At 59.8% G+C, this 24,738-nt stretch carries 24 protein-coding genes and 1 pseudogene; 23 read left to right on the top strand and 2 right to left on the bottom strand.

The features are described from left to right. The first annotated feature begins 96 nt into the window (after positions 1 to 96). From ACUM6F_RS10320 to ACUM6F_RS10310, 3 genes and pseudogenes are all read left to right on the top strand, one after another. Positions 97 to 753, top strand: a complete 657-nt coding sequence (locus tag ACUM6F_RS10320) for a DUF421 domain-containing protein (protein ID WP_426377442.1) — start codon at positions 97 to 99, stop codon at positions 751 to 753. 14 nt (positions 754 to 767) lie between these two features. Continuing rightward, entirely contained in the window at positions 768 to 1,358 is a 591-nt protein-coding gene (locus ACUM6F_RS10315; RefSeq protein WP_445349175.1) for a helix-hairpin-helix domain-containing protein, read from the top strand. Position 1,359: 1 nt separating this feature from the next. Next, positions 1,360 to 3,684, top strand: a pseudogene (locus tag ACUM6F_RS10310) (DNA internalization-related competence protein ComEC/Rec2); the annotation flags it as partial. A gap of 122 nt (positions 3,685 to 3,806) precedes the next feature. On the opposite strand, the gene ACUM6F_RS10305 reads toward ACUM6F_RS10310, so the two are convergent. Continuing rightward, positions 3,807 to 4,244 carry a PPC domain-containing DNA-binding protein gene (locus ACUM6F_RS10305; protein ID WP_425620946.1) on the bottom strand — a complete coding sequence of 146 codons (438 nt, stop codon included), beginning with the start codon at positions 4,242 to 4,244 and terminating at the stop codon, positions 3,807 to 3,809. Positions 4,245 to 4,537: 293 nt separating this feature from the next. Here ACUM6F_RS10305 and ACUM6F_RS10300 point away from each other — a divergent pair, with 293 nt between their 5' ends. Together ACUM6F_RS10300 and holA are read left to right on the top strand one after the other, a co-directional pair. Next, entirely contained in the window at positions 4,538 to 4,843 is a 306-nt protein-coding gene (locus ACUM6F_RS10300) for an MTH1187 family thiamine-binding protein (protein WP_425620947.1), read from the top strand. Continuing rightward, entirely contained in the window at positions 4,840 to 5,874 is a 1,035-nt protein-coding gene (gene holA, locus ACUM6F_RS10295) for a DNA polymerase III subunit delta (RefSeq protein WP_445349174.1), read from the top strand. Before ACUM6F_RS10300 ends, holA begins: the two co-directional genes overlap by 4 nt. A gap of 252 nt (positions 5,875 to 6,126) precedes the next feature. Here the strand turns inward: holA and rpsT are convergent, their stop codons facing one another. Further along, positions 6,127 to 6,387 (bottom strand): 30S ribosomal protein S20, encoded by a 261-nt coding sequence (gene rpsT / locus ACUM6F_RS10290; RefSeq protein ID WP_425620949.1) that lies wholly within the window; start codon positions 6,385 to 6,387, stop codon positions 6,127 to 6,129. 225 nt (positions 6,388 to 6,612) lie between these two features. Between rpsT and ACUM6F_RS10285 the strand changes: the two genes are divergently transcribed. The 18 genes from ACUM6F_RS10285 (at position 6,613) to yqfD (ending at position 24,633) form a co-directional block, all read left to right on the top strand. Next, positions 6,613 to 6,972: a phage holin family protein gene (locus ACUM6F_RS10285; protein WP_425620950.1), complete on the top strand. Its 360-nt coding sequence runs from the start codon at positions 6,613 to 6,615 to the stop codon at positions 6,970 to 6,972. 54 nt (positions 6,973 to 7,026) lie between these two features. Further along, entirely contained in the window at positions 7,027 to 7,986 is a 960-nt protein-coding gene (spoIIP, locus tag ACUM6F_RS10280; protein WP_445349173.1) for a stage II sporulation protein P, read from the top strand. A 161-nt stretch (positions 7,987 to 8,147) separates the two neighbouring features. Next, positions 8,148 to 8,456 (top strand): hypothetical protein, encoded by a 309-nt coding sequence (locus ACUM6F_RS10275; RefSeq protein ID WP_445349172.1) that lies wholly within the window; start codon positions 8,148 to 8,150, stop codon positions 8,454 to 8,456. Between the two features lie 167 nt (positions 8,457 to 8,623). Then, positions 8,624 to 10,432 (top strand): translation elongation factor 4, encoded by a 1,809-nt coding sequence (lepA, locus tag ACUM6F_RS10270; RefSeq protein ID WP_445349171.1) that lies wholly within the window; start codon positions 8,624 to 8,626, stop codon positions 10,430 to 10,432. Next, positions 10,429 to 11,562, top strand: a complete 1,134-nt coding sequence (gene hemW, locus ACUM6F_RS10265; protein ID WP_445349170.1) for a radical SAM family heme chaperone HemW — start codon at positions 10,429 to 10,431, stop codon at positions 11,560 to 11,562. The genes lepA and hemW overlap by 4 nt, the downstream gene beginning before the upstream one ends. A 130-nt stretch (positions 11,563 to 11,692) precedes the next feature. After that, positions 11,693 to 12,523, top strand: a complete 831-nt coding sequence (locus tag ACUM6F_RS10260) for an REP-associated tyrosine transposase (protein ID WP_445349169.1) — start codon at positions 11,693 to 11,695, stop codon at positions 12,521 to 12,523. 240 nt (positions 12,524 to 12,763) lie between these two features. Beyond that, positions 12,764 to 13,792 carry a heat-inducible transcriptional repressor HrcA gene (gene hrcA / locus ACUM6F_RS10255; protein WP_445349168.1) on the top strand — a complete coding sequence of 343 codons (1,029 nt, stop codon included), beginning with the start codon at positions 12,764 to 12,766 and terminating at the stop codon, positions 13,790 to 13,792. A 111-nt stretch (positions 13,793 to 13,903) separates the two neighbouring features. Beyond that, positions 13,904 to 15,472, top strand: coding sequence for a TCP-1/cpn60 chaperonin family protein (locus ACUM6F_RS10250; protein WP_445349167.1), 1,569 nt, complete (start codon positions 13,904 to 13,906; stop codon positions 15,470 to 15,472). Beyond that, entirely contained in the window at positions 15,465 to 16,028 is a 564-nt protein-coding gene (grpE, locus tag ACUM6F_RS10245) for a nucleotide exchange factor GrpE (RefSeq protein WP_445349166.1), read from the top strand. Before ACUM6F_RS10250 ends, grpE begins: the two co-directional genes overlap by 8 nt. A 54-nt stretch (positions 16,029 to 16,082) precedes the next feature. Next, positions 16,083 to 17,861, top strand: coding sequence for a molecular chaperone DnaK (dnaK, locus tag ACUM6F_RS10240; RefSeq protein ID WP_445349181.1), 1,779 nt, complete (start codon positions 16,083 to 16,085; stop codon positions 17,859 to 17,861). 137 nt (positions 17,862 to 17,998) lie between these two features. Further along, positions 17,999 to 19,120 (top strand): molecular chaperone DnaJ, encoded by a 1,122-nt coding sequence (dnaJ, locus tag ACUM6F_RS10235; protein WP_425620959.1) that lies wholly within the window; start codon positions 17,999 to 18,001, stop codon positions 19,118 to 19,120. 19 nt (positions 19,121 to 19,139) lie between these two features. Beyond that, entirely contained in the window at positions 19,140 to 19,997 is an 858-nt protein-coding gene (gene prmA, locus ACUM6F_RS10230) for a 50S ribosomal protein L11 methyltransferase (protein ID WP_445349165.1), read from the top strand. After that, positions 19,994 to 20,746 carry a 16S rRNA (uracil(1498)-N(3))-methyltransferase gene (locus tag ACUM6F_RS10225; RefSeq protein ID WP_445349164.1) on the top strand — a complete coding sequence of 251 codons (753 nt, stop codon included), beginning with the start codon at positions 19,994 to 19,996 and terminating at the stop codon, positions 20,744 to 20,746. The genes prmA and ACUM6F_RS10225 overlap by 4 nt, the downstream gene beginning before the upstream one ends. Positions 20,747 to 20,930: 184 nt before the next feature. Beyond that, positions 20,931 to 22,229 carry a tRNA (N(6)-L-threonylcarbamoyladenosine(37)-C(2))-methylthiotransferase MtaB gene (gene mtaB, locus ACUM6F_RS10220; protein ID WP_445349163.1) on the top strand — a complete coding sequence of 433 codons (1,299 nt, stop codon included), beginning with the start codon at positions 20,931 to 20,933 and terminating at the stop codon, positions 22,227 to 22,229. Positions 22,230 to 22,300: 71 nt separating this feature from the next. Further along, positions 22,301 to 22,645, top strand: a complete 345-nt coding sequence (locus ACUM6F_RS10215) for a histidine triad nucleotide-binding protein (protein ID WP_445349162.1) — start codon at positions 22,301 to 22,303, stop codon at positions 22,643 to 22,645. A gap of 176 nt (positions 22,646 to 22,821) precedes the next feature. Further along, complete coding sequence (gene rpsU, locus ACUM6F_RS10210) at positions 22,822 to 23,001, top strand: 30S ribosomal protein S21 (protein ID WP_425620964.1); 180 nt, start codon at positions 22,822 to 22,824, stop codon at positions 22,999 to 23,001. Between the two features lie 113 nt (positions 23,002 to 23,114). Further along, positions 23,115 to 23,396, top strand: coding sequence for a sporulation protein YqfC (gene yqfC, locus ACUM6F_RS10205; protein ID WP_425620965.1), 282 nt, complete (start codon positions 23,115 to 23,117; stop codon positions 23,394 to 23,396). 16 nt (positions 23,397 to 23,412) lie between these two features. Beyond that, positions 23,413 to 24,633 carry a sporulation protein YqfD gene (gene yqfD, locus ACUM6F_RS10200; protein ID WP_445349161.1) on the top strand — a complete coding sequence of 407 codons (1,221 nt, stop codon included), beginning with the start codon at positions 23,413 to 23,415 and terminating at the stop codon, positions 24,631 to 24,633. The last annotated feature ends 105 nt before the right edge of the window (positions 24,634 to 24,738 follow it).

Genomic DNA, 24,738 nt, shown 5'->3' with positions numbered 1-24,738 from the left:
TCGTAAGGTTACTTTTTCAGCAGAATCTACTTATCCGGCCGCGCAGGAGGCAAGATAAACTAAGCAAAGCCCAAAGCCGCCATCGGGGTGTACTCGTTGACCATACTGAGCGTCATCCTCCGGACGGTATTCACTTACATTGTTGTCCTGTTTCTCTTACGTTTGATGGGCAAGCGGGAGATCGGGCACCTTTCCCCGTTTGATTTTGTAGTGGCCATCATCATCGCCGAGCTGGCGGCGATGCCCCTTGAGAATCCTGACATTCCACTGTGGCATGGGCTGCTTCCGGTCAGTGTCCTGGTTATTCTCGAAATCTTTTTCGCTTCCGCGGCCTTGCGCTGGGAGACCTTGCGGCGGCTCTTGAGCGGTGTTCCCCAGGTTGTGATTAAGGACGGACGTTTCGACATCCGGGAAATGCGTTCGGCGCGTTATAACCTCGACGAAATCCTGGAACAGTTGAGGCAGGAAGGCCATCCCGATTTGCGGAGGGTGGCCTTTGCCGTCCTGGAGAACTCGGGGCAGCTTAGTGTCATCCCCCGGGAGGGGGACCGTCCAACGCGCTATCCTTATGTGCTCATCTCTGATGGAACGGTGTACGATGACAACCTGGCGAGGGCCGGAGTTTCTGCATCACAACTCAAAGAACTGTTGGCAGCAAAGGGTATGCGCCCCGAACAGGTGTTTCTGGCTATGGTCAATACGGACGGCACACTCTGGGTTCAAGAAAGGGATGATGGCGGCAGGAATTTGTAGATCCACGGTGAAATATGGCAAAACTTGGAGTCGGAGTGGAGCTGAGCAGTATGCGCAAAGAATACTTAGCTCTGGCCGTTCTGGCGGTGGTGATCATCTTCGGGATCGGGTATAAGTATGCGGCCGTAAGGGGTACCGCTCATCCAGGAGCGGCTGTGATTGATGGTGACGCGCCTCCGGTCAAGATTCTTGTGCATGTTACCGGGGCGGTGCAGCAACCCGGGGTCTACGAGTTCGAACAGGGAGCCCGGGTCAACGACGCTGTCCTGAAAGCAAAACCGCAGGCCGCGGCGGATATCGACGCGCTCAATCTTGCCGCCCTTTTGGAGGACGGCCAGAAAATCCTCGTCCCCGAGGTCCGGCCTGATCCACCTGCGTCAGGGGTTCCCGGCGGAACGGGGCCTCAGTCTGCCCTGGTCAATATTAACACCGCCGATGCGGCGGTTCTTGACGGGCTGCCTGGTATCGGTCCCACCCTTGCCCAACGGATTATCCAGTACCGCCAGGAACACGGTGTTTTCCTGTCAGTTGACGACCTGCAAAACGTTCCCGGAATAGGCGAGAGCAAAATGGCGGAATTGCGACCGCTGATCACAGTCCGCTGAAATGCAAGCACCTGTAGCGCGCCCCCTTGTCCATGCTGTTGTGGCCTTCGGAGCCGGCATCCTGCTGTCGGGGTTCATCACTCTACCCGTTATAGTGATCCTCGGTCTCGCCGTTGCCTGCCTTGTTGCCGCCGTCATCACCCATAAAAGAGCCTTTGCGATCAGTTGCGGGCTCTTTTTCCTTGTTTTCCTCCTGTCCGGCAGCGGGGCGGCGCTGCAAGCCAGAAGTACAGTAGAAGGACCATTGCGAGCTTTGGACGGTCACTTCGTAACCGTGGAAGGAGTGGTGGCGGAGGAGCCTGATTACCGGCGAAACGGAATAATGTACATTCTCGAAGTAAAGCGCCTGGCCATCGGGCCAAGACAGGGACCGGCATCCGGCAGAGTTGTCGTTGTGTTGCCCGATTACTCTTTCCGTTACGGCGACCTGATTCGGGTTAAGGGAAAACTGGTCCTGCCGGAAAGCGCGGGCAACCCCGGAGCCTTTGACTACCGGACATACCTGGAGCGACAAGGCGTGGGCATGCTGCTCCGGGTGCGCGGGGACGGTCAGGCAGTGAGATTGGACAGTACGGACGGGAGGATCCGGGCTCTCGCCTCGGGCCTAAAAGAGAAGCTCGTTGGCGGGTTATACAAAGCGTTGAATGAAGATCAGGCGGTGGTGGTCGCGGGGATTACCCTGGGAGAACGCAGTATCATCCCGCAAAACCTCTCTGCCGTGTTCGCAGCCACCGGGGTGGCCCACGTCCTAAGTGTCAGCGGTCTGCACGTAGGTTTCCTGGTCGGAATAGTGCTGTTTGCGGCGCGGCAGTTACGTGCGGGACCATTGTCAACAATGGTCGGTGCAGCAGCAGTGCTTTCTGTTTATGCCTTGATTGTCGGGCTACAGCCGCCGGTCTTGAGGGCTTCGGTGATGTGGATGATGCTGTTGGGAGCCCAGCAGCTTGGTCGGGCTCGGGACTGGCCCACGGCAATGGCCGTGGCCGCGCTGCTGATCCTGATCCTTAATCCCTTTGCGCTCTATAGCGCCGGGTTCCAGCTTTCGTTTGCCGCCACCTGGGGGATTCTGTTCATCGGCCCGGAACTTGTAAGGGGTTGCGAACACCTGGCCGGGAGGATAGGTGTCCCCTGGAGAACGGCTTGGGGCTGGTTCATAGCTGTACCCGTGGCTGCACAGTTGGCGACCTGGCCCCTGATCGCCTACTACTACAACCTTTATTCGACTTACGGCCTGCTGGCTAACTGGGTGGTTGTTCCCCTGGTCGGCCTGATTTTCGTTCTGGGCATGATTGCGGGGCTGGTTGGTGCGGTGGTTCCTTGGCTGGCATGGCTTATCGGACCTTTTACAGGGCTGCTGGTGGACCTCTTTACAGGGGCGGTCCGGTGGATTGCTCTCCTTCCCGGTGCCGCTCCTGTTGTTGCTTCTCCGGCGCCGTGGGTGATCGGGATCTGGTTTGCCGTCTTGTGGGCCGCTGTCCGGGCGGCTGCGGATCGGGAGTGGCGGGCAAGGTTCGGGGCACTGTTTGCCGGCGGGAGAAAGTTTGTGGTAGTGTTACTGGTACTTACCGCAACGGTCTGGTTTTTCCCGGTCGACCGTACCCTGGAAGTCCACTTCATCGATGTGGGGCAGGGGGACAGTATTCTCCTGCGCACCCCCGGAGGGAAGAACCTGTTAATTGACAGCGGGGGATGGCCGGGCGAGTTTGAATCAGGTTCAGGGGCGGGAGACAAGGTGGTTCTTCCTTACCTTAAGAAACTGGGTATCAACCGGATCGACCTGCTGGTTATTACTCACCTGCACGAGGACCACGCCGGCGGGGCGCGGGCTCTGGTCAGCGGGCTGAAGGTGAACGCTTTAGCCGTACCTGCACCGGCTCTTGACCGTGACGGTGAAGGGTTTCCCCTGCTGACCTGGATCAGGGGTCAGGGCATAGACCTTTACCCGGTTGAAGCAGGAGACCGGACGGCCGTCGACCCCGCTCTGGGCATCGCCTTCCTGGGTCCCCCGCAACAACCGCTGCGGGGAACCGGGGCGGACGAGAACAACAACTCGGCGGTGTTAAGGGTGGCATACGGCAGTGTTGTCTTTCTGCTAACGGGGGACCTGGAGTCCGAGGGACAGGAACGCCTTCTGCAGGGTGGTTTTCCCCTAAAGGCCGATATCTTGAAGATACCCCATCATGGAAGTACCTGCCGTCCTGACTTCCTGGACAGGGTTCAACCAAAGGTGGCTGTTATCTCCGTAGGTCGGGAGAACCGCTTTGGGCTGCCCAGAAAGGATACTCTGGAATTGCTTGAGAAGCGGGGAATCAGGGTCTTGCGCACTGACAGGGACGGCGCCGTAATCATCGAGAGTGACGGCCGCCGGGTACGGGTTAAGACCGGCCGCCCCGTATCACCTCTGACTTCTCACCTCTCGATGCCCGCCGCTTTGACAAAGCCAAGCGATTACTCCCTTCGCCAGAGGGCCAGCCAGGTATCCTCGTCCATGCCGCGTTCGAAGGTCATGGCCGAGACAAGCTCCTGGATGACGAACTCGCAGGCGAACACCTCGCAGCCGTTCACCAGGTGCCCTCCGAAGGCCCGTCCTTCCTCGTCGGCAAGAGTCACGTGGGCGTGAACGAAGGGCGCCCCGTCTTTCAGCGAGATGTTGCCCACCAGGGCAACCAGCTCGGTGGCTTCGGGGAACTCTATGGTTTCATAGGAACGCTGTTTCTGGTTATAGTAACTGATCCGCGCCCTGGACAACGCGCCGATGGCACGGACTTCACCGAGGACGATCTTTTCTTTGGAGCAGATCTCTCCCAAGGCTATAAGCAGATCGTCTCCTTTTTGCAGGCGCCCGACGAAGGTCCGGCCCTTATCAACCTCTCTCAGCAATGCCATTCACCCTTTCTCCGCGTCAGCCTGGAGGAAATCCGGCGGTTTGGTTATGTGCGTTTTATTATGCCAAGAAGTCCTAACAGGTTTTTCATATTAATACTAAATAATCGCGTCACGCCAGACAAGCCGCCTTTGCTTTCAAACCTGAGACTGAAGCCGTGTTGAGGACGCGAGCAGCCTCGTGATAAGATTACCCCAATAATGGGCCGTTCCAAGATAGAAATTCGCTCCAGCGCATTTCATCGAGTCCGACTGCGGATGTCCGGCCTCTAACTTCTTTATCGGGGGGATGGATGATGGCGGTTGCCGAAATCTCCGTGCTGCCCGTTGGCACCCCGACGGCCAGCGTCAGCGCCTATGTCGCCGACTGCGTTCGCGTGCTTGACCAGAGCGGCCTGGACTATCGCGTGACGCCGATGGGTACGGTCGTTGAAGGTCCCCTGGACGATATCCTGCGCGTCGTCAGGCGGATGCACGAGGCTCCGTTTGCCGGCGGCGTCCAGCGCGTGGTCACGACGCTCAAGATCGACGACCGCCGGGACAAGGCCTTGACCATGGCGGGCAAGGTTGAGGCGATCATGGCCAAACTGGAGCGCGAATGAGGTACTATTTAAATCTCGATGCCGAAATCAAGTCCGGGGAAATCGCCTCTGTCTACGTGTTTCACGGCGAGGAAGCCTACCTGCAGCAGAAGGCCGTCGAGCTGCTTTACGCTGCGCTGCTCGAACCGGCCACGGCCTCGTTCAACTACGACTCCTTCGACGGTGATACCGCCGACCTGATGGCCGTCGTCGCGGCGGCGGAGACCCCGCCGGTGTTCAGCCGGTGGAGGCTGGTCGTGGTCAAAAACGCCCCCTCGATAGGCGAGGGGACGGGCGGCAGGCGGGGGGAAGACGCGGCGGGCGTCAATGCCCTCGCGCGTTACGTTGGGAACCCGTACCCCACGACGTGCCTGGTACTGGTCAGGCCCGGACAGCTTGACAAGCGGAAGAAACTGGCCAAAGCCCTTGTTCAGCATGCCCGGGTTATCGATTTTGCCCCCTTGAGCCTCGATGATGTCCAGCGCTGGCTCGTAAAGAGGGCCAGGGAAGCCGGCAAGGAGTTTACCGGCGCGGCCGTACGGCTTCTGACCGCGTCCGCCTCCGCGGCGGGCCTGGCAGGCCTCGAACAGGAATGCGCCAAGCTGTTTTGCTACGTCGGGGAACGGAATTCGATCACCGAGGATGACGTGCGGAACCTGGTGCCTCCCTCGGCCGAGGAGACGGTCTTCGCCGTTGTCGACGCTATCGCCGAAAAGAAGGCGGGCAAGGCGGTGCAGGGTATCCGCACGCTGCTCCAGGCCCGTGAATCGCCTTTTGCCGTTTTGGCCTTGCTGGCCCGCCAGCTGCGGATGATCCTGGCCGTCGACGAACTGGCACGCGACGGCCTGGCCCCGGCCGCGATAGCCTCACGGCTGCGTATCCCGCCTTTCGCGGTGCAGAAGATGCTCCGTCAGCGGAAACTGCTGGGGGTGCAGCCGGTTATGGATGCCCTTGAGGGGGTCTTGCGGATCGACGCGGACGTGAAGAAGGGACGGCGGGACTTTCTCCCGGCGCTCACCGACCTCATATTGGACATAAGTCGTAGGACATAGGACGTAGGTTCCACGCTATACGTCGTTAGCCGTACGTCGTACAGGTAACCAGGACGGTCGTCCGCGGTACTTCAAGCATCCGATATCGAACATCCAACTTCAGGCCGTTTACGGCCATCCCCAATGCCCAAGGCTCAATGCTCCCAAAATTAAAAGGAATTCGCGGAGCGAATTCCTTCGGATTCTAGGCCACCAACCTTTGGTTTCTCCTCTTACGTCCTACATCCTACGTCTTAAGTCTAACATCTAAAACTAGGACGTTGCGTTGAGCTTTTTTGTCAGGCGGGACTTCTTGCGCGCCGCCGTGTTCTTGTGCAGGATCCCCTTGGTCACCGCTTTATCGATAGCCACCAGGGCTTTCTTGAGCTTTTCCTGGGCGTCCTCGGCACCTGCGGTTAAGGACTGCTCAAACTTCTTGATGGAGGTGCGCAGGCTTGACCTCAACATTTTGTTGCGAAGCGTACGTCTTTCGATTTTCCTGGCTCTCTTCATCGCCGAGCGGTTCTTGGCCACGTTCTCACCTCCCAACGGCGATTTTAACACGCAAGGTACCAAAATGCAATAGCCGGCGCAGCCGGCTATTGCGCACTGAGCACTGGGATGAAGATTGAAGTCCCAATGCAGCGAATTTGTTCGTAGTCTGACAGCCGACGACCGACGACTGATGACTGTTTTGTATAGTTTTCCTTCTTTTTGCAAATGCTATTAACCAGATTTGTCTGAAAGGAGGTGCAACGGATGGCTGAACAAAACATCCGCCAGAATTGGCTGGGAGCCATCATCAGGTTCGTTGTTTCTGCGCTGGTGCTGATGATCGTGAGCTGGGTGTCCCCCGGCTTCGTGGTCAAGGGCGGTTTTGTCGGAGCCTTGATCGCTGCGGCCGTTATCGCGATCCTCGGTTACCTGGCCGAGCTTCTCCTGGGTGACCGTGTTACCCCGCAGAGCCGCGGCCTGGTAGGCTTCATCGTGGCCGCCGTGGTTATTTACCTGGCGCAGTTCATCATTCCCGGCCTGCTCTCCGTCAGCATCATCGGGGCGCTGATCGCTGCGTTTGTTATCGGCCTTATTGATGCTTTCGTCCCCACCATGCTGCGGTAGAGCATATGGCCCCCCTCCAAGGCGTAAATATTTGATAGGAGGGGGGTCTTTTTTTTGCGTTTGCATCGTTTCTGCCGCAATGTCTCCCTCATGTTGGCCCTGGCGCTTTTAGCCTGGATCTTTCTCCCCGGTTTGGCCAGGGCGGGTACAGGCAAAGCCCTCGCCTGGACGGTGAAAAACCCCAAGCTGATCATCGATATGGCCATGCCCGCGTGGGGGCCTGACGTCCCCGATCCCCTCGACACGGCGCGCATAGCCTTGAGCGTGGTCTGCGGCGTGGATTTTTCGGGTCCCCAGGGGATCGTCCTCAGCCAGCTGCCTTTGGATACCGACGAGGATAAGGTCGTCTACATGGATCTGCCGGAAGACGGCGATGCAGCGAGTCCGGAGCAGGCATACGGGACCGGCGCCCAGCGGACGGTGGGCATTTACAATACCCATACCGGCGAAACCTTTCCTCTCGATGACGGCGTGGAACGCCTGGACGGCAGGCCGGGCGGGGTCGTCGACGTGGCCGCCCGCCTCGAAGAATGCCTGCGGCAGCAAGGGATTCATACCGTGCGCTCGGCCAAAGTCCACGACGCCTCCTACCCGCAGTCCTACCTGAAATCGCTGGAAACGGCCAGGGAGATGCTCGACGAACACCCCGAAATCGACGTTTTGCTGGACGTGCACCGTGACAGCAAGCGCGACCGGAAGTACAGCGTCGTCTCCATCAATGGCCGCAGCGCGGCGACCATCCTGCTGGTGGTGGGCTCGGACGCCCGCCAGCCCTTCCCGAACTGGCGCGAGAACTACGCTTTTGCCCAGGAAATCGCCGAAAAGGCCGAGGAACTGTATCCCGGACTGGTATACGGCGTCAGGGTCAAGGAGGGGCGCTACAACCAGTTCCTCCACCCGCACGCCATCCTGGTCGAGATAGGGGGCGTGAACAACCACCGGGCGGAAGCGGCGTACGCCGCCGAGCTTTTTGCGCGTGTCCTTGCCGCGGTCCTGTCTGAAATGGAGAACTAGGAGCGATACTATAACCGGGGTCAGACTTATGATTGTTATATATTTACCTTAATTATCCATCAATATAATCTAGCATTTCGCCAAAATGTTTCCATAAAAGGTATATCTATAAGATTAATAAGTCTGACCCCAGAGCGAGGGTCGAAAAAAGAATGCGCGGAATGATGCTCGTTATACTGTTCTTAATCGTTGGACTGGCCTGGGGGACGGCGACCTGTGTCGGTCACCTCGACCGGGCCCTCGGCGACGATACCGCCGTGCGCGCGGCGGCTTTCGAGCGCCTGGGCGGGGACAGGGTAAGGATCGAGGTTCTCAACGAGGGGTTTGTTCTCGCAATCCCCAAGGAATTTAAACCGGCATGGTCGGAGCTGGACCGCGACCCCGCCGTCCCCGTGATCACCGAATGGCGACTCAGAGGTAACGATATAATCAGAGAGATTACGAACCGCATCGCAGGAACAAACGCATGATTGCTATAATTCATAAGTCTGACCCCGCCTCGTTTCCCCATATGGGAAGCGTCTTCCAATAAAAGGCAGATATCCCATAGCCCAATGCTCAACGCTCATATGGCTTGACCGGCCCTGCCCGTTACGGATAAACTAAGATGTTGATATTTATATGGGGTGTTTTGTCTGTGACACGGGAGCAGGACCAAATCCGCAATTTCTGCATCATCGCCCATATCGACCACGGCAAATCGACGCTGGCCGACCGTCTCCTGGAGTATACAGGCTCTATTTCTTCCCGGGAGATGCAGGAGCAGGTCCTCGACCAGATGGACCTGGAGCGCGAGCGCGGCATCACCATCAAGCTGCAGGCCGTACGGCTGCATTACCGGGCCCGCGACGGACGGGAGTACCAGCTGAATCTCATCGACACGCCGGGGCACGTCGACTTTTCCTACGAGGTGTCGCGGAGCCTGGCGGCCTGTGAAGGGGCCCTGCTTGTCGTCGACGCCAGCCAGGGCATTGAGGCCCAGACCCTGGCCAACGTCTACCTGGCCCTGGACCACGACCTGACGATCATCCCGGTCATCAACAAGATCGACTTGCCCGGAGCCGACCCCGACAGGGTGCGCAAGGAGATCGAGGACGTCATCGGGCTCGACGCCTCTTCGGCCATCCTGGCCTCGGCCAAGATGGGGGTCGGCGTCGACGAGATTCTCGAGCGCATCGTCAGCGACATCCCCGCTCCCAAGGGGGACATCGACGCCCCGCTGCGCGCCCTGGTTTTCGACTCGCATTACGACTCCTACAAGGGCGTGATCGCCTACGTCCGGGTGATGGAAGGGCGGATCGGGAAAGGCCTGCCCATCCGGCTGATGGCCTCCGGCAAGCAGTTCGAGGTTTCCGAAGTGGGTATTTTCCGGCCGGCGCTGGCCGTGGTGGAGGACCTGAAGGCCGGGGAAGTCGGCTTTGTGGCCGCGGGCATCAAGAACGTCAAGGACTGCCGGGTCGGCGACACGATCACCTCAGCTGCCCGCCCCGCCGCCGAACCCCTGCCGGGCTACCGCAAGGCCAAGCCGATGGTTTTCTGCGGTTTGTACCCCATCGATACGGCAGATTTCGACCGGCTGCGAGACGCCCTGGACAAGCTCGCTCTGAACGACGCCGCGCTTTTCTACGAGCCCGAGACGTCGGTCGCACTCGGTTTCGGTTTCCGCTGCGGCTTCCTGGGGCTCTTGCATATGGAGATCATCCAGGAGCGGCTGGAAAGGGAATACGGGCTGGAACTGGTTACCACCGCGCCGAGCGTCGTTTACCGCGTGACCCGCACCGACGGCCGGGTGATCGAGATCCAGAACCCCTCGGACATGCCCCCGGCCGGAGAGATAGAAACCACCGAGGAACCGTTTGTGGTCGCCACGATCATGCTGCCCAAGGAATATGTGGGCCCGGTGATGGAACTCTGCCAGGAGCGCCGGGGGGTTTTCCACAACATGGAATATCTGAGTGCCGACAGGGTCATGCTGATCTACCATCTGCCCCTGGCCGAAATCATCTACGACTTTTTCGACCGCCTGAAGTCCTCCACGCGCGGGTACGCTTCCTTGGATTACGAAATCCTCGGTTTCCGTCCCGCCGACCTGGTACGCGTGGATATCCTCGTCGCCGGCGAGCCGCTGGACGCTCTTTCCCTGATCGTGCACCGCGACAACGCCTACTACCGGTCGAAGGCCATCGTGGAACGCCTGCGGGAACTCATCCCCAGACACATGTTCGAGATACCGGTGCAGGCGGCGATAGGACAGCGGATCATCGCCCGCGAAACCATCAAGGCGCTGCGCAAAAACGTTCTAGCCAAGTGTTACGGCGGGGACGTGACCCGCAAGCGCAAGCTCCTCGAAAAGCAAAAAGAGGGCAAGAAGCGCATGAAACAGGTGGGCAACGTCGAAATCCCCCAGGAAGCCTTTATGGCCGTGCTCAGCATAGGTGACAAATGAAAAAGGTTGCTGTTTACGTTCACGTTCCTTTTTGCAAACGCAAGTGCTATTACTGTGACTTCACCTCTTACCCTTTCGACCGGGTGGACGCCGACCTGTACCTGCGGGTGCTGCCCAAGGAAATCGAGGTGCGGGCCGGCCTCCTGGGCGAGGCCGAGGCCGCCAGTATTTTCTTCGGCGGGGGGACCCCGACAACCTTGCCCGGGAAGGTCGTCGCCGGCATTATCGAGCAGTTCTCTCGTTACTACTCTTTTGCCCCGGACATTGAAATCACCGTGGAGGCCAACCCCGGAACACTCGACGAGGTTAAGCTCCTCGAACTCCGCAAGGCCGGCGTCAACCGCATCAGCCTCGGGATGCAGGCCGCCCAGGACCGGCTACTGCAACTGTTGGGGCGTTCACACAAGTTCAAAGACGTGGTGGAAGCCATAGAGATGGTCAGGGATGCGGGCTTTGCCAACCTGAACCTCGACATTATCTACGGCGTTCCGGAACAGACCATGGATGACTGGCGGGAGACTGTCGAAACCGCCATCGACATGGCGCCCGAGCACGTTTCCGCCTACGGCTTGGAGATCCACGAAGGCACCAGGCTGGCCGACCTCGTGGCCGAGGGACGCCTGAAAAGCGGCGATGAGGACTTGGAAGCGGCCATGTACCGCTACCTGCAGGACCGCCTGAAAGACGCCGGCTTGCACCAGTACGAGATCTCCAACTTCGCCCGCAACGGTTACGCCTGCCGCCACAACCTGGCCTACTGGCGCAACGAGGAATACGTGGGCTATGGACCCGGGGCCTGCTCGCACCTGGACGGCCGCCGCCAGACCAACGAACGCGACCTGCTGCAATATGCCGCCCGCCTGTTCCAGGGCCGGCTCCCGGTAGTCGAAGAAGAATGCCCGGACCGGGCCACGCGGATGGCCGAAACGGCTTTCCTGGGCTTGCGCCTCATTGAAGGCCTGGACCGCACCGCCTTTGCCGCGCGTTTCGGCCAGGACCCCCTGGAAGCCTTCGCGGACGTTATTCCCCGCCTTGTCCGGCAGGGACTCCTCGAGGTCGACGACCACAGCATCCGGCTCACCGATGCCGCCTTTCCCATCGCCAACGAAGTCTTTAAGGCTTTCCTCTAATAACATCATCCCAATACCCAGTGCCCATAGCTCAATTAAACGTGCAATTAAACGTGCCAGGTACTTAAGTTATTAAGTTTTGCTTGAGTTGGAAGTAACCTCCTGCTACGATTAAGTGGGAGGTTTGCTTATGGGCAGGAGACCGAGGATCGAGTACGAGGGGGCCATATACCACGTTATTCAGAGGGGAAATAACCAAGAGTACATCTTTGCGGACGATAGCGATAAAGCATATCTTCTTAAGCAAATCGACGAGTGCAGAAGGGGGCTGGGGTTTAGACTTTTCGGGTACGTGGTGATGGGCAATCACTATCATCTTCTGTTAAAGACAGAGCGTAAACCCTTAAGCAAGATCATGCACAGGATCAACGGCAACTTCGCCCGGCACTTCAACTTGAAGTACCAGCGGTCGGGACATGTTTTTCAGGGACGGTACAAGGCGATCCTGATCCAGGACGAACGCTACCTCCTCGCCGTACTCAGGTACATTCACCGTAATCCCGTGGCGGCGGGGGTATCGGATACCACAACCGACTACGCGTACAGCAGTGACAACTATTATCGCCGGCAACAGGGTTGGCCGGTCGACATTGATATGGTCCTGGATTGCCTGGCGGATGATCGATTGAAAGCGTTAGAAAAGTATCAAGAGCTAATGGCCCAAGAGGACGACACCGATTATGAGGACCAGGACGTCATAGGGGAGGAGAGCTTCTCAATGACGGTTCGACCGAGGACCGAGGTAGCGGAAAGGAAGCCGCTGGACGCTATTCTGATGGATATCGGTGCAAGTCCTGACGACTATCAACAAATTAAGGCCGGCTCACGCAGGAGACACCTTACCCCCTACAAGAGACGCTATATCGAGTTCGCATTAGAACAGAAGTATACGCTGAAGGAAATCGGGGAGAACATCGGTCTTACCGCTAATGCGGTTTTCGACTTGTGGAAAAGACAATAACTTAAAAACTTAAGTGCCTGGCACCGGTTGGGCAGTAAGTGCCTGGCACCGGTTGGCTGCCGACCAGGAAATGAAAACGCGGCTTGCGTAAAGAGCCGCGTTTTCCTTGTATATACTATAGATCAGCGAGGCAAGGCATCCCTTTGTTCATCTTGACAAATAAAGGGAAGGGTGCTATCTTATTCACGAGTGTTAGCACTCACTGAGGGAGAGTGCTAATAAAGAAAGGGAGCTAAGGCCATGGATGAGAGGAAACAAAAGATTCTGTCGGCGATCGTCCAGGATTACATCGCCACGGCAGAACCCGTAGGTTCCCGCACCATTGCCAGGAAGTATCAGATGGGGGTCAGCCCCGCCACCATTCGGAACGAGATGGCCGACCTCGAAGAGCAGGGTTATCTCGAACAGCCGCATACTTCCGCGGGCCGCATCCCGTCGCAGAAGGGTTACAGGTACTACGTGGACCACCTGATGCAGCCCGCTGCCCTTTCGAACGAGGAGAAGCACATGATCCGGGCGAGCTACCAGGCCAAGGTGGACGGGATCACCCAGGTTATCAAGCTTACCGGGAACATCCTGTCGCAGCTGACGGCGTACACGTCCCTGGTTGTGTCGGCCCCCGAGGGCGCCGGCGAAATCCGCTACGTCCAGCTGGTACGCCTCGCTCCCGGCAAGGCCATGCTGCTGGTGGTCCTGGAGCCGGGAAAGGTCAGGCACAGGACGCTGGCGATTCCCGAGAACATCGGCGACGAGGATCTCAAGACGATATCCGAGGTTTTCAACGCCAAGATCAAGGGCTGCCATACCACCGACATCAAAAAGACGCTGATGCGCGAGCTGTACGCCGAACTCATCAAACACAAGAGCCTCGTCAACATGGTTTTGGACCTGCTCCAGGAAAGCGAAAAGAAAAAAGAGGAAAGAATCTATTTGGGCGGACTGGTCAACATGTTGAGCCAGCCCGAGTTCAGCAACGTGGAGAGGGTCAAGACTCTGATGAGCCTCCTGGAACAGGAGAATTTCTGTTACGAGCTTCTCGGCGGAGATTGCGGCGGGAAGCTGAGTGTGCGCATCGGAGAGGAAATCAAGCAGGAGGACGTCCGGGACTGCAGTATCGTGTCATCACGCTATGTGGTCGACGGCCAGCCCAGCGGTTCGCTGGCCGTGCTCGGCCCGACGCGGATGGACTACGCCAAGGTCGTGGCGGTGATCGAGTACCTGACCGAAAATCTATCTACCGTGCTAAATAAGCTTTACCGAAGTAAGTAACCTAAGTGGCTGATCGTAGGCTGTACCCGACACCCAATACCCATAGATGAAGGCTCCTAAGCAGTCGGCATATACGCCGAAAAGTAACGACTCAACAAAGGAGGATTCAGTTTGACGCTTAAGCAGCAAGCCAGCCAGGGTTCGGAGGTCGACGAGCGGCTCGGGGCCCTTATGACCAACGCCAACGCCATCCGCGCCATCGCCGCGGCGGTGGAGGGGACACTCGGTCCCAAGGGGCTTGACACGATGCTTGTCGACCGGTTCGGCGACGTCGTGATCACCAACGACGGTGTGACCATCCTTACGCGGATGGAGGCCAACCACCCGGCGGCCCGTTTGCTGATCAACATCGCCAGGGCCCAGGAAGAGGAAGTGGGGGACGGGACGACGACGGCCACGGTCATGGCCGGGCAGCTGGTGGCGACCGGCGTTGAACTCGTCGTGAAAGGCGTACCCGTGGCCAAGGTGATCGAGGGCATGCGCGTGGGGCTGAAGGCGGCGGCGGAAATTATGCGCCAGGCCGCCGAACCAGTGGCTGACCTCGACGACCCGCGTATCCGCCAGGTGGCCCTCGTCGCCGGGCGTGAGCACGAGGACATCGCCGACCTTGTCGTCGAGGCCGCCAGGCTGGTCGGCATAGCCAAGCTGAAAGACCCTCATTTCAAGCTGGCTGACACCGTGATGGCCCAGGAGAACGCCAGAAACGAGGTCTTCCTGGGCGTGGTCATCAGCAAGGAGCGCCTGAACAGGCAGATGCCTTTGGAAAAGAAAAACGTCAAGGTCCTCGTCGTGGACGACGCCCTCGAGCCGGAAGAGGTCGACGAAGAGGCCCTGTCCACCGAGGCCGGGTTTGCCCGCTACCTGGAACTGCAGCAGCAGTTTCGGGATAACCTGAAGAAGATGGTGGACCTCGGCGTCGGCCTGATCCTCGTGGACCGCTCGGTCGCGCCCGAGGCGGAAGAAATCCTGACCGACGCCGGGATAATGGTCGTGCAGAGGGTCCTGCACAAAGAACTGCACAAGGCGGCCGAGCATACCGGCGCGCGGATGATCAAGCGCACGGGGCTGAAGAAGGCTTCCGAGGAACTGGCGAGGTTCCTGGGCAAGGCCCGGCACGTATTCAACGACGAAAAGCTCGCTCAGGTCTGCATCCGCGGCGGGAAGGGCAAGCCGATGGCCACCGTGCTGGTGGGTGCGGCCACCAAGGAGGTCGTCGGGGAACGCGAGCGCATCGCCAAGGACGCCGCCGGAGCGGTGCAGGCGGCGGTGAGGGGCGGCGTCGTGCCCGGCGGCGGGTCGCTGGAACTCTGGACGGCGCGGGAGGTCGAGCGCCTCAAGAGCAGCGTGCGCGGGATGGCCGCCTACGGGGTGGAGTGCGTGGTCGAAGCCCTGAAACGCCCGATGGCCCAGATCGTCGCCAACGCCGGTTTCAACCCGCTGGAGAAGATCGGCGACGTGGTCGCCGCCCAGGCCGAAACGGGCAACCGCGCCCTGGCGATCGACTGTGACACGGGAGCCGTCGCAGACATGCTGGCTGGCGGCGTCGTAGACCCGGCCGACGTGAAGATTTACGCGCTGAAGGCGGCGGGGGAAGTGGCCGAGGCCATCCTCCGTATCGATACGATCATTAAGAAGCGAGAGGAGAACAGTGACGGTAAGGGGTTGAAGAACGATGCGTAACGACCGGGAGAAAACCCTGGACAAATCGGAACAGGCTCTAGCGGCGCAGCCGGAAGCGGAACAGGAAGAAGCCGGACGCGAAGAAGCCGGATGCGAGGAGCGCCTCAACGAGGAGAAACTGCGCGCCGAGGAATACTACGAGCGGATGCTCAGGCTCCAGGCGGACTTCGACAATTACCGGCGGCGGACCAGGAAGGAGAAGGAGGAATGGTTCCGCCAGGCGGTTGAGGATACCGTTAAAAGCCTGCTCCCCGTCCTCGACAACTTCAGCCGAGCGTTGGAGGCCCCGGGTGAGGACGTACAAAGCCTTCGCAAGGGGGTAGAAATGATCAAGAGGCAGTTAGAGGACGCCCTGGTCCAGATGGGCCTTGAGCCGATAGATTCATTGGGGAAAGAGTTTGATCCCGCGGAGCATGAAGCTGTGGAACAGGACTTCGGGAGCGGGGAACCGGAAAACACCGTCGTTGCAGAGTTGCGGAAAGGCTACAAGTTAAAGGGCAAGGTCATCCGCCCGGCGATGGTCAAAGTATCAAAGAACAATTTTGCGAGGAGGTAATCAACCGTGAGCTCAAAGGTTATCGGTATCGACCTGGGCACAACCAACTCCTGTATGGCGATAATGGAAGGCGGAGAGGTTACGGTCATCCCGAATGCCGAGGGAGGGCGGACGACTCCTTCCGTGGTTGGTTTTTCCAAGACCGGGGAGCGCCTAGTCGGGCAGGTTGCCAAGCGCCAGGCCGTCTCCAATCCCGAGCGCACGATCACTTCGATCAAACGGCATATGGGCACCAATCACAAGGTCAACATCGACGGCAAAGAATACACCCCTCAGGAAATCTCGGCGATGATCCTCGCCAAGCTGAAGGCGGACGCCGAGGCCTACCTGGGGACGAAGATCGAGAAGGCCGTGATCACCGTGCCCGCTTACTTCAGCGACGCCCAGCGCCAGGCCACCAAAGACGCGGGCAGGATCGCCGGCCTCGACGTCCTGCGCATCATCAACGAGCCGACTGCGGCGGCCCTGGCCTACGGTCTCGATAAGGAAGAGGACCAGACCATCCTCGTCTTCGACCTCGGCGGCGGCACGTTCGACGTCTCCATCCTGGAACTCGGCGACGGCGTCTTCGAGGTCAAGGCCACCAGCGGCAATAACCGCCTGGGCGGCGACGACTTCGACCAGGGGATCATGGACTGGCTGACCGGTGAGTTCAAGAAAGAAACGGGCATCGACCTGCGTAACGACAAGATGGCAATGCAGCGCATCAAGGAGGCGGCCGAGAAGGCCAAGATCGAGCTTTCGACGGTGGTCACCACCAACATTAACCTGCCCTTTATCACCGCCGATGCTAACGGGCCCAAGCACCTCGACATGAATTTGACGCGGGCTAAGTTCGAGGAACTCACGGCCGACCTCATCGAGATGACGATGGGGCCGACGCGGCAGGCCATGGCCGACGCCGGTCTCAAGCCTGAGGACATCGACAAGATCCTGCTGGTGGGCGGCGCCACCCGCATGCCCGCCGTGCAGGAGGCCGTCCGGAAGTTCTTCGGCAAAGAGCCGCACAAGGGTATCAACCCGGACGAGTGCGTGGCCATCGGCGCGGCCATCCAGGGCGCCGTCCTCTCGGGCGAGATCAAGGACATCGTCTTGCTCGACGTCACGCCGCTCTCCCTGGGCATCGAGACCCTTGGCGGGGTCTTCACCAAGATCATCGAGCGCAACACGACCATTCCGACGTCCAAGAGCCAGATCTTCACCACGGCGACCGACAACCAGCCGTCCGTAGAGATCCACGTCCTGCAGGGCGAGCGCCCGATGGCGGCCCACAACAAGACCCTGGGACGCTTCGTGCTGGGGGACATCCCGCCCGCGCCGCGCGGCGTGCCGCAGATCGAGGTCAAGTTCGACATCGACGTGAACGGCATCGTCAACGTGTCGGCCAAGGACCTGGGCACCGGCAAGGCCCAAAGTATTACGATCACCGGGTCGACGGGCCTAAGCGAGCAGGAAATCGAGCGCATGGTCAAGGATGCCGAGAAATACGCCGAGGAAGACCGCAAGCGCAAGGAGCTGATCGAGACCAAAAACCAGGCCGACAGCCTCCTTTACCAGGCCGACAAGACCGTGAAGGAGTTCAAGGACAAGGCCGACCTGGCGCAGATCGAGGCCGTGGAGAAGGCCGCCGCCGAGTTGCGCGAGGCCCTGAAGGGCGAAGACATTTCGCTCATCAACAGCAAGAGCGAGGCGCTCACCAAGCCGCTCTACGAACTGTCGACGGCGATGTACCAGAAGGCCCAGGCCGAGCAGCAGGCGAAAGAAGGCTCAACCGCCGGCGGGCAGGATAACCCCGGCGACAAAACTGTGGACGCGGACTTTGAAGTGAAATAACATGTATCTTGTAGGCCTGTATTGCAGGCCTATAGATACAGCTTTAAGCATTAAGCGTCACTTAATGCCTAGCGCTGAATGCTGCCACAGGGGAGCGAAGCTCCCCTGCGGCTTATTAATTATCTGGGTGAGAGAAATTGAGCAAACGTGACTACTACGAGGTCCTGGGGGTCGACCGGAACGCCTCGCCGGAAGAGATAAAAAAAGCCTACCGCAAGCTGGCCCGGAAGTATCATCCCGATGCCAACAAGGATGACCCGGACGCCGAGGCCAGGTTCAAGGAGATCGCCGAGGCCTACGCCGTTTTGAATGACCCGGATCGCCGCACCCAGTACGACCGTTTCGGCCACGCCGGGCCCCAGGGGCAGGGCTTCGATTTCTCCAACATCGACCCGCGCGACTTCGGCTTCGGGGACATCTTCGACCTCTTCTTCGGGGGCGGCCAGTCGCGCCGGAGCGGGCCCCGGAAGGGGCGCGACCTGCGCTACGATATGGAGATTTCCTTCCGGGAGGCGGCCTTCGGCACCGAGAAGGAGATCGAGGTCCCGCGCACCGAGACCTGCCCGAAGTGCGAGGGTACGGGCGCCGCGCCCGGGACGCACCCGCGGACCTGTCTCCAGTGCAAGGGGCGCGGCCAGGTGACCTATACCACGCAGACGGCCTTCGGGCGGTTTATGCAGACCCGCACATGCAATGTCTGCGGGGGTACGGGTTTGGTTATCGAGACCCCGTGTCCGGAGTGCCGCGGCGCGGGCCAGGTGCGCCGGACGCGCGCCATTAAGGTGAAGGTTCCGGCGGGGGTGGACAGCGACCTGCGCCTGCGCTTGAACGGCGAGGGCGAGGCCGGTGAGCGGGGCGGTCCGCCGGGCGACCTGTATATCTTCTTCAGCGTACGGCCGGACCCCGTTTTTAAGCGTGACGAAAACAACAACGTGATCATGGAACAGGAAATCAGTTTTGTGCAGGCCGCCCTCGGCGACGAGATCGAGGTGCCCACCCTGGACGGGGATACACGGATCAAGATCCCCGAGGGAACGCAGACGGGGACGGTCTTCCGCCTGCGCGGGCGGGGCATCCCCTCCCTGAACGGCCGGGGCAGGGGCGACCAGCACGTCCGCGTACGGGTTGTGACGCCCACCGGGCTGAGCGACAAGCAGAAGCAGCTGCTGCTGGAGTTCGCCAGGCTCAGCGGGCAGAAGGTCAGCCCGCAGGGGGAGAAAAGCTTTTTCGAAAAAGTAAAAGATGCCTTTACCGGCTGAACAAAAGGAGCAACCTGTCTTGAACTGGCTCGAAATCACCCTTGAGCTGCCTGCGGATAAAATCGAATCGGTGAATCACCTTTTCTTCGATATCGGGAGCGGGGTTTCGATCGAAAACCCCGCTTCTGCGCCTTCTCGGGCGGTGGTCAAAGGCTACCTGCCCGACGAGGCGGGGGCGGATAAGAAATTATCCTTGCTCCGGCACCGGGTCGCTGCTGTTTTGGGGCCCTCCGCCCGGGTCCGGGTCGCCGTCGTTGACGACGAGGACTGGCTGACGTATTGGCGCCGGTCTTACAAGCCGTTCCGGGTCGGCGAAAGGCTCGTCGTCAGGCCCCCTTGGGAGGAGTATGCGGCGTTGCCGGGCGACGTCGTCATTGATATGGAACCCGGTCTGGCTTTCGGCTGCGGAACCCACCCCACCACCGCCGCGTGCATGGAACTCCTGGAACGGCACGTGCGCGACGGCCAGCGGGTGTTCGACGTCGGGACGGGCACCGGCATCCTGGCGATTGTGGCGGCCAAGCTCGGGGCGAAAGAGGTGTGGGCCGTCGACAACGATCCGATAGCCGTCAGGGTGGCCCGCGAGAACGTGGAAAGAAACGGCGTGGCCGGCCGCGTCCGGGTGAGCGAAGGGCACCTGTTGGACGCGACGCGCGGCAAGGCCGACGTCGTGACGGCCAACATCGTGGCTGAGGTCGTATCGTTCATGGCGCCCCAGGTCTGTTTCCGCCTCCACAAGGGGGGCCTGTTTATTACCGGCGGCGTTCATCATGCCAAACAGCGGATGGTCGAAGAAGCCTTCAGCCACGCGGGCCTGCGCAAGCTCGAAGAGCTCCGCTCCGGAGATTGGGTTGCCCTTGCGGGGGTGAAAGAATGAGAGTACCGCGGATACTTATCGCCCGTAACGATTGGACCGGCCCTGCCGAAGCGATTCTCCTGGGCAAGGACGCCGCTCACCTGATGCGCGTGCTGCGTCTCGGCCCTGGCGCCGAGGTCCTGGTCCTGGACGAGGACGGGAGGCTTTTCAGGTCCCGCATTGCCGGCGCCGCGCCCGGCGAGGTCCGGCTGGCCATTCTCGAGCAGGTCGAAGGACAGGGGGAGCCGCTCCTTAAGATCACCCTGGTCCAGGGGCTGGCCAAGGGCGACAAGATGGACCTGGTCATCCAGAAGGCCACCGAAGTGGGGATCTCGCGGATCGTGCCCTTGGCCTCCGAACGGGCCGTCGTGCGCCTGGAAGCAGCGAAGGTCGAAAAGCGGTTGGAGCGGTGGCGAAAGATCGCCGTGGAGGCCGCCGAGCAGTGCGGCCGGCTGCGTGTCCCAGCTGTCGAGCAGCCGCTCGGTCTGGCGGCGAGCCTGAAGCTCGCCGGGCCTGAGGATACGGTTCTGTTCTTCTGGGAAGAAGAAAAAGAGCGGCGCCTCAGGGACGTCCTGCGACAGAACATCCGCCCGGCGGGTCAAATCTTTCTTTTTATCGGGCCCGAGGGCGGTTTCAGCGCCGAGGAAGCCCGCATGGCGGCCGACGCTGGAGCTTTCTGCGTCACCTTGGGCCCGCGCGTCCTGCGCACCGAAACCGCCGGCCTGATTGCCGCTGCCCTTGTCTTATATGAGTTGGGGGACCTGGGGTAATACTGAATCCTTACGGATTCAGCAGTAGTAAGTAATAAGTAGTAAGTAGTAGGAAACAGAGGAAAGGAATCGGCTACGCCGATTCGAGCATTCGTGGTTGTAAGTCGTATGCCGCAAGGTAAGTAGCCAAGAAAGTCCCCTCCGACTACTTACTACTGACTACCAATCAAGTAGGTGCATAGGTTTGCTCAAGACCGTGGCTTTTGCCACTCTGGGTTGCAAGGTCAACCAGTATGAAACGCAGGCCCTGTCGGAACAGTTCGAGCGCCTGGGCTACGCCCTCGTCTCCTTTGAAGAAAAGGCGGACGTTTACGTCATCAACACCTGCACGGTCACCCACATCGGGGACAGGAAGTCCAGGCAGGTGATCAGGCGGGCACGGCGGGCCAACCCCGAGGCGCTGGTCGTGGTCACCGGCTGCTACGCCCAGGTCGCCCCCGACGAGATAGCCGGCATCGGCGACGTCGATCTGATCGTCGGCACGCGCGGGCGGGAACGGCTGGCCGAGTTCGTCGACCGGACACTGGAGCGCGGCAAGACCGTTAAGTGCATCGCGGGCCTCGACGAGGCGCCGGCGTTTGAGGAGTTGCCGATCAGCCGCACACAGGGGCGGGCCAGGGCATATATAAAGGTGCAGGAGGGATGCCGCGATTTTTGCACTTACTGTATCGTGCCCTATGCCAGGGGCCCCTTGCGCTCCCGCCCGTCAGCCGCCGTCATCGAGGAGGCCGAGCGTCTGGTCCGCAACGGCTACGTGGAACTGGTCCTGACGGGGACTCACCTCGGGGCCTACGGGCTGGATCTGCCCGACGCGCCCAAGCTGGCCGAGCTCGTGACGAGCCTTTCCCGGGTTCCCGGCCTGCTGCGCCTGCGGCTGAGTTCCATCGAGCCTCTGGACATCAGTCCCGCGCTCGTCGAGGCCATCGCTTCCTCGCCGGTGGCCTGCCCGCACCTGCACATCCCCCTCCAGAGCGGTTCCAACCACATCCTCCACCGCATGGGACGCCGTTACTCCACCAGGGAATTCGCGCTGCTGGTCAACCACATCCGGTCTAAAATCCCGGAGGTCGGCATCACCACCGATGTCATGGTCGGGTTTCCCGGCGAAAGCGACGCGCATTTTCGGGAAAGCCTGGACTTCGTCCGGCGTATGGACTTCAGCGGGCTGCACGTCTTCAAGTTTTCGCCGCGCAAGGGCACTCCCGCCGCCGCCTACCCGGATCAAGTCCCGGCAAAGGTCAAGGAAAGCCGGAGCAAGGCCATGCTCGAACTCGGCGAGTTCCTGAAAGATCGGTTCGCCTGCCGCTACGTCGGCAAAACCGTGAGTGTCCTGGCGGAGGAACACCGGGACGGCGTGCTGGAGGGCTATACCGGCAATTACCTGCGCGCCCGTTTCCGGGGTTCCCCGGACGCTTTGGGGCGCCTGGAACAGGTTAGCGTGAAGTCGGTCATCGACGGCGTTTTGCTGGGGGATAATCTATAAAAGAGCAGGATTCCCCAGCCCAAATGTCTAATAGACTAATTTCGGATATCGGGTAAAAGGAGGTGGTTCAAATGCAGGACTGTATCTTTTGCAAGATCGTGCGCAAAGAGATCCCGGCCAAGGTCGTCTACGAGGATGAGCACGTCATTGCTTTTAATGACATCCATCCTCAGGCGCCTGTGCACGTCCTCCTGATACCCAAAAAACATATCCCCACCCTCTTTGATCTGACGGTCGAGGATGCCGAGACGATCAGCCGACTCCACCTGGCTGCCGCTGAAGTCGCCCGCCGGCTGGGCCTCGACCAAAAAGGCTTCCGGCTCGTGGCCAACTGCCTGGAGGGGGCCGGACAGGTGGTTTTTCACGTACACTACCACCTGTTGGCGGGGCGCGAGTTGGGCTGGCCCCCCGGCTAAAAAAGCGATGAGCATTGAGCATTGAGCTATGGGATGGCATGTTCTCAGTGCACAGCGCTCAATGCCCAGTGCCCTCCGGCTTCAGCCGGTGGTTTTCGTTGACTTTTGTATTCCCAAATGCTATACTCTCAGAAGTGTTGTCCCGAGACGCGGTTAGGTGGAGGGGGGGAACAGGGTTGGCAGAAGTCAAAGTCGGCAAGAACGAAAGCCTTGACAGCGCTCTTCGCCGCTTTAAACGCACGTGCCAGCGCGCAGGTGTTTTTGCTGAAGCGAGAAAGCACGAGCATTATGAGAAGCCCAGCGTAAGGCGTAAGAAGAAGTCTGAGGCGGCGCGCAAGCGCAAGAAGAAGTTCTAGACAAGATAGATAGAGAAGATAAGAAAAAGCCCGGTGGAGAGCCGGGCTTAAATATTTTTCCATAAATTTTGGGACACCCTCCTCGCATAGATTTATGTGGGGAGGGTTTTGTTATGGCCTGGCGTGATGTAGGAAGGATTGTTCGCCGTTCAATCGCCGACATCCTGGAGATCCCGGGCGACGTGGCCCTTAACCTGCCCAAGATCGTCCTGGTGGGCAACGTCCAGGTGTTTATCGAGAACCACAGGGGCATCGTGGAGTACACCCCTGAGCGGGTCAGGGTCATCGTGGGCTCCGGCGAAGTGGCTGTAAACGGCGCCGACCTTGCCATCCGCAACATTCTCCCCGATGAAATCTGCGTGGACGGGCATATCCGGTCAGTGGAGTTTCTCTAATTGGAGGAAAAAGAAAATGTTCATCCTGCGCATCCTGGCCTACCTGTTCGGACAGGTCACGATGGTGGTCAAGGGCCGGACCCTGGAGAAGTTCATCAACATGGCCACCACCCGCGGCATCCATTTCTGGGACGTCAAACGGCTCGACGAGGACACGCTGGTCGTACGGACCACGCTGAGCGCCGTCAAGCCGTTAAGGCATATTGCCCGGCGGACAAGCAGCCGGTTCCACATCACCGAAAAAAAGGGCCTGCCTTTCGCCCTCTCCAATGTCTTGAAGCGCAAACCGCTGCTCATCGGCGTAGTCGTTTTTGTCAGCGGACTGTACCTGTTATCTTCGTTTGTCTGGTTTATCGACGTAGAGGGCAACAAGTCGGTGCCCCGGGAAGAAATCCTCCGGGCCGCCCGTGAGGCGGGCATTTACAGGGGCACGGCCAAGTGGTCTTTTGAAAACTCGGCGGTCGAAGACGGCATCCTGGAACGCATACCCAGGCTTTCATGGGTTGGCGTACGCCTGCATGGGACAAAGGCCATCATTTCGGTGGCCGAAAAGAAGCTTCCGGCGGTGGAGATTGCTCCCGGGCGCTCCGACATCGTCGCCGGGAAGGCCGGTCTGGTCGAGGACGTGCTTGTGCTCAAGGGGCAGGCCGTGGTTAAGGATGGCCAGACCGTTTTGCCCGGGGAGGTGCTGATCTCCGGGGAAATCTGGCCCGCCGAAGCCGTTGATGAGGACGGGGCGGTGCTTCCGCGGGAGCCGAGATACGTTCGGGCCAAGGGCATCGTGCGGGCGCGGGTATGGTACGAGGAGTACGGCGAGATGGCCCTGGTCGAGGAAGGGATGCAGGCGACGGGACGGGTTGCCCAAGCCTGGAGCATTAAAATCGGTCGGCGGCAAATAAATATTAAGGGATCGCCCAACCCCCCCTACAAGGACTACGAACGCACGGTGACCGTGCGGCGCCTCCCGGGGTGGAGGAATTTAGTCGTCCCCGTCGAAGTAGTATCCACGACTTTCAGAGAAATAAAGCCTTACAAACGCTCGCGTTCCCGGGAGGAGGCCTTTGAAACCGCCCGCAATGAGGTCCTGGAGGCCATCAGGAGCCAGCTGCCCAAAGAGTACAAGATCCTGAACCAAAAGGTGGAGATTATCAAGACGGGCAGGCCGGAAGAACTCGTCCGCGTGCGCGCCTCCGTCGAGGTCCTGGAGGACATCGGCGTGGAACGCACCTTAAAGTAGCACTGGACCTTCTATGTCAATACCTAAATTTTAATAACCCTGATTAGGCTGCCCGTAAGGCGTGCCGCTCCTTGGCTGCCAGGAATAGAGCTTCATCATAGGGGG

It is taken from the genome of Desulforudis sp. DRI-14 (assembly GCF_052618305.1).
This window is presented reverse-complemented; position numbering and strand designations above follow the sequence as displayed.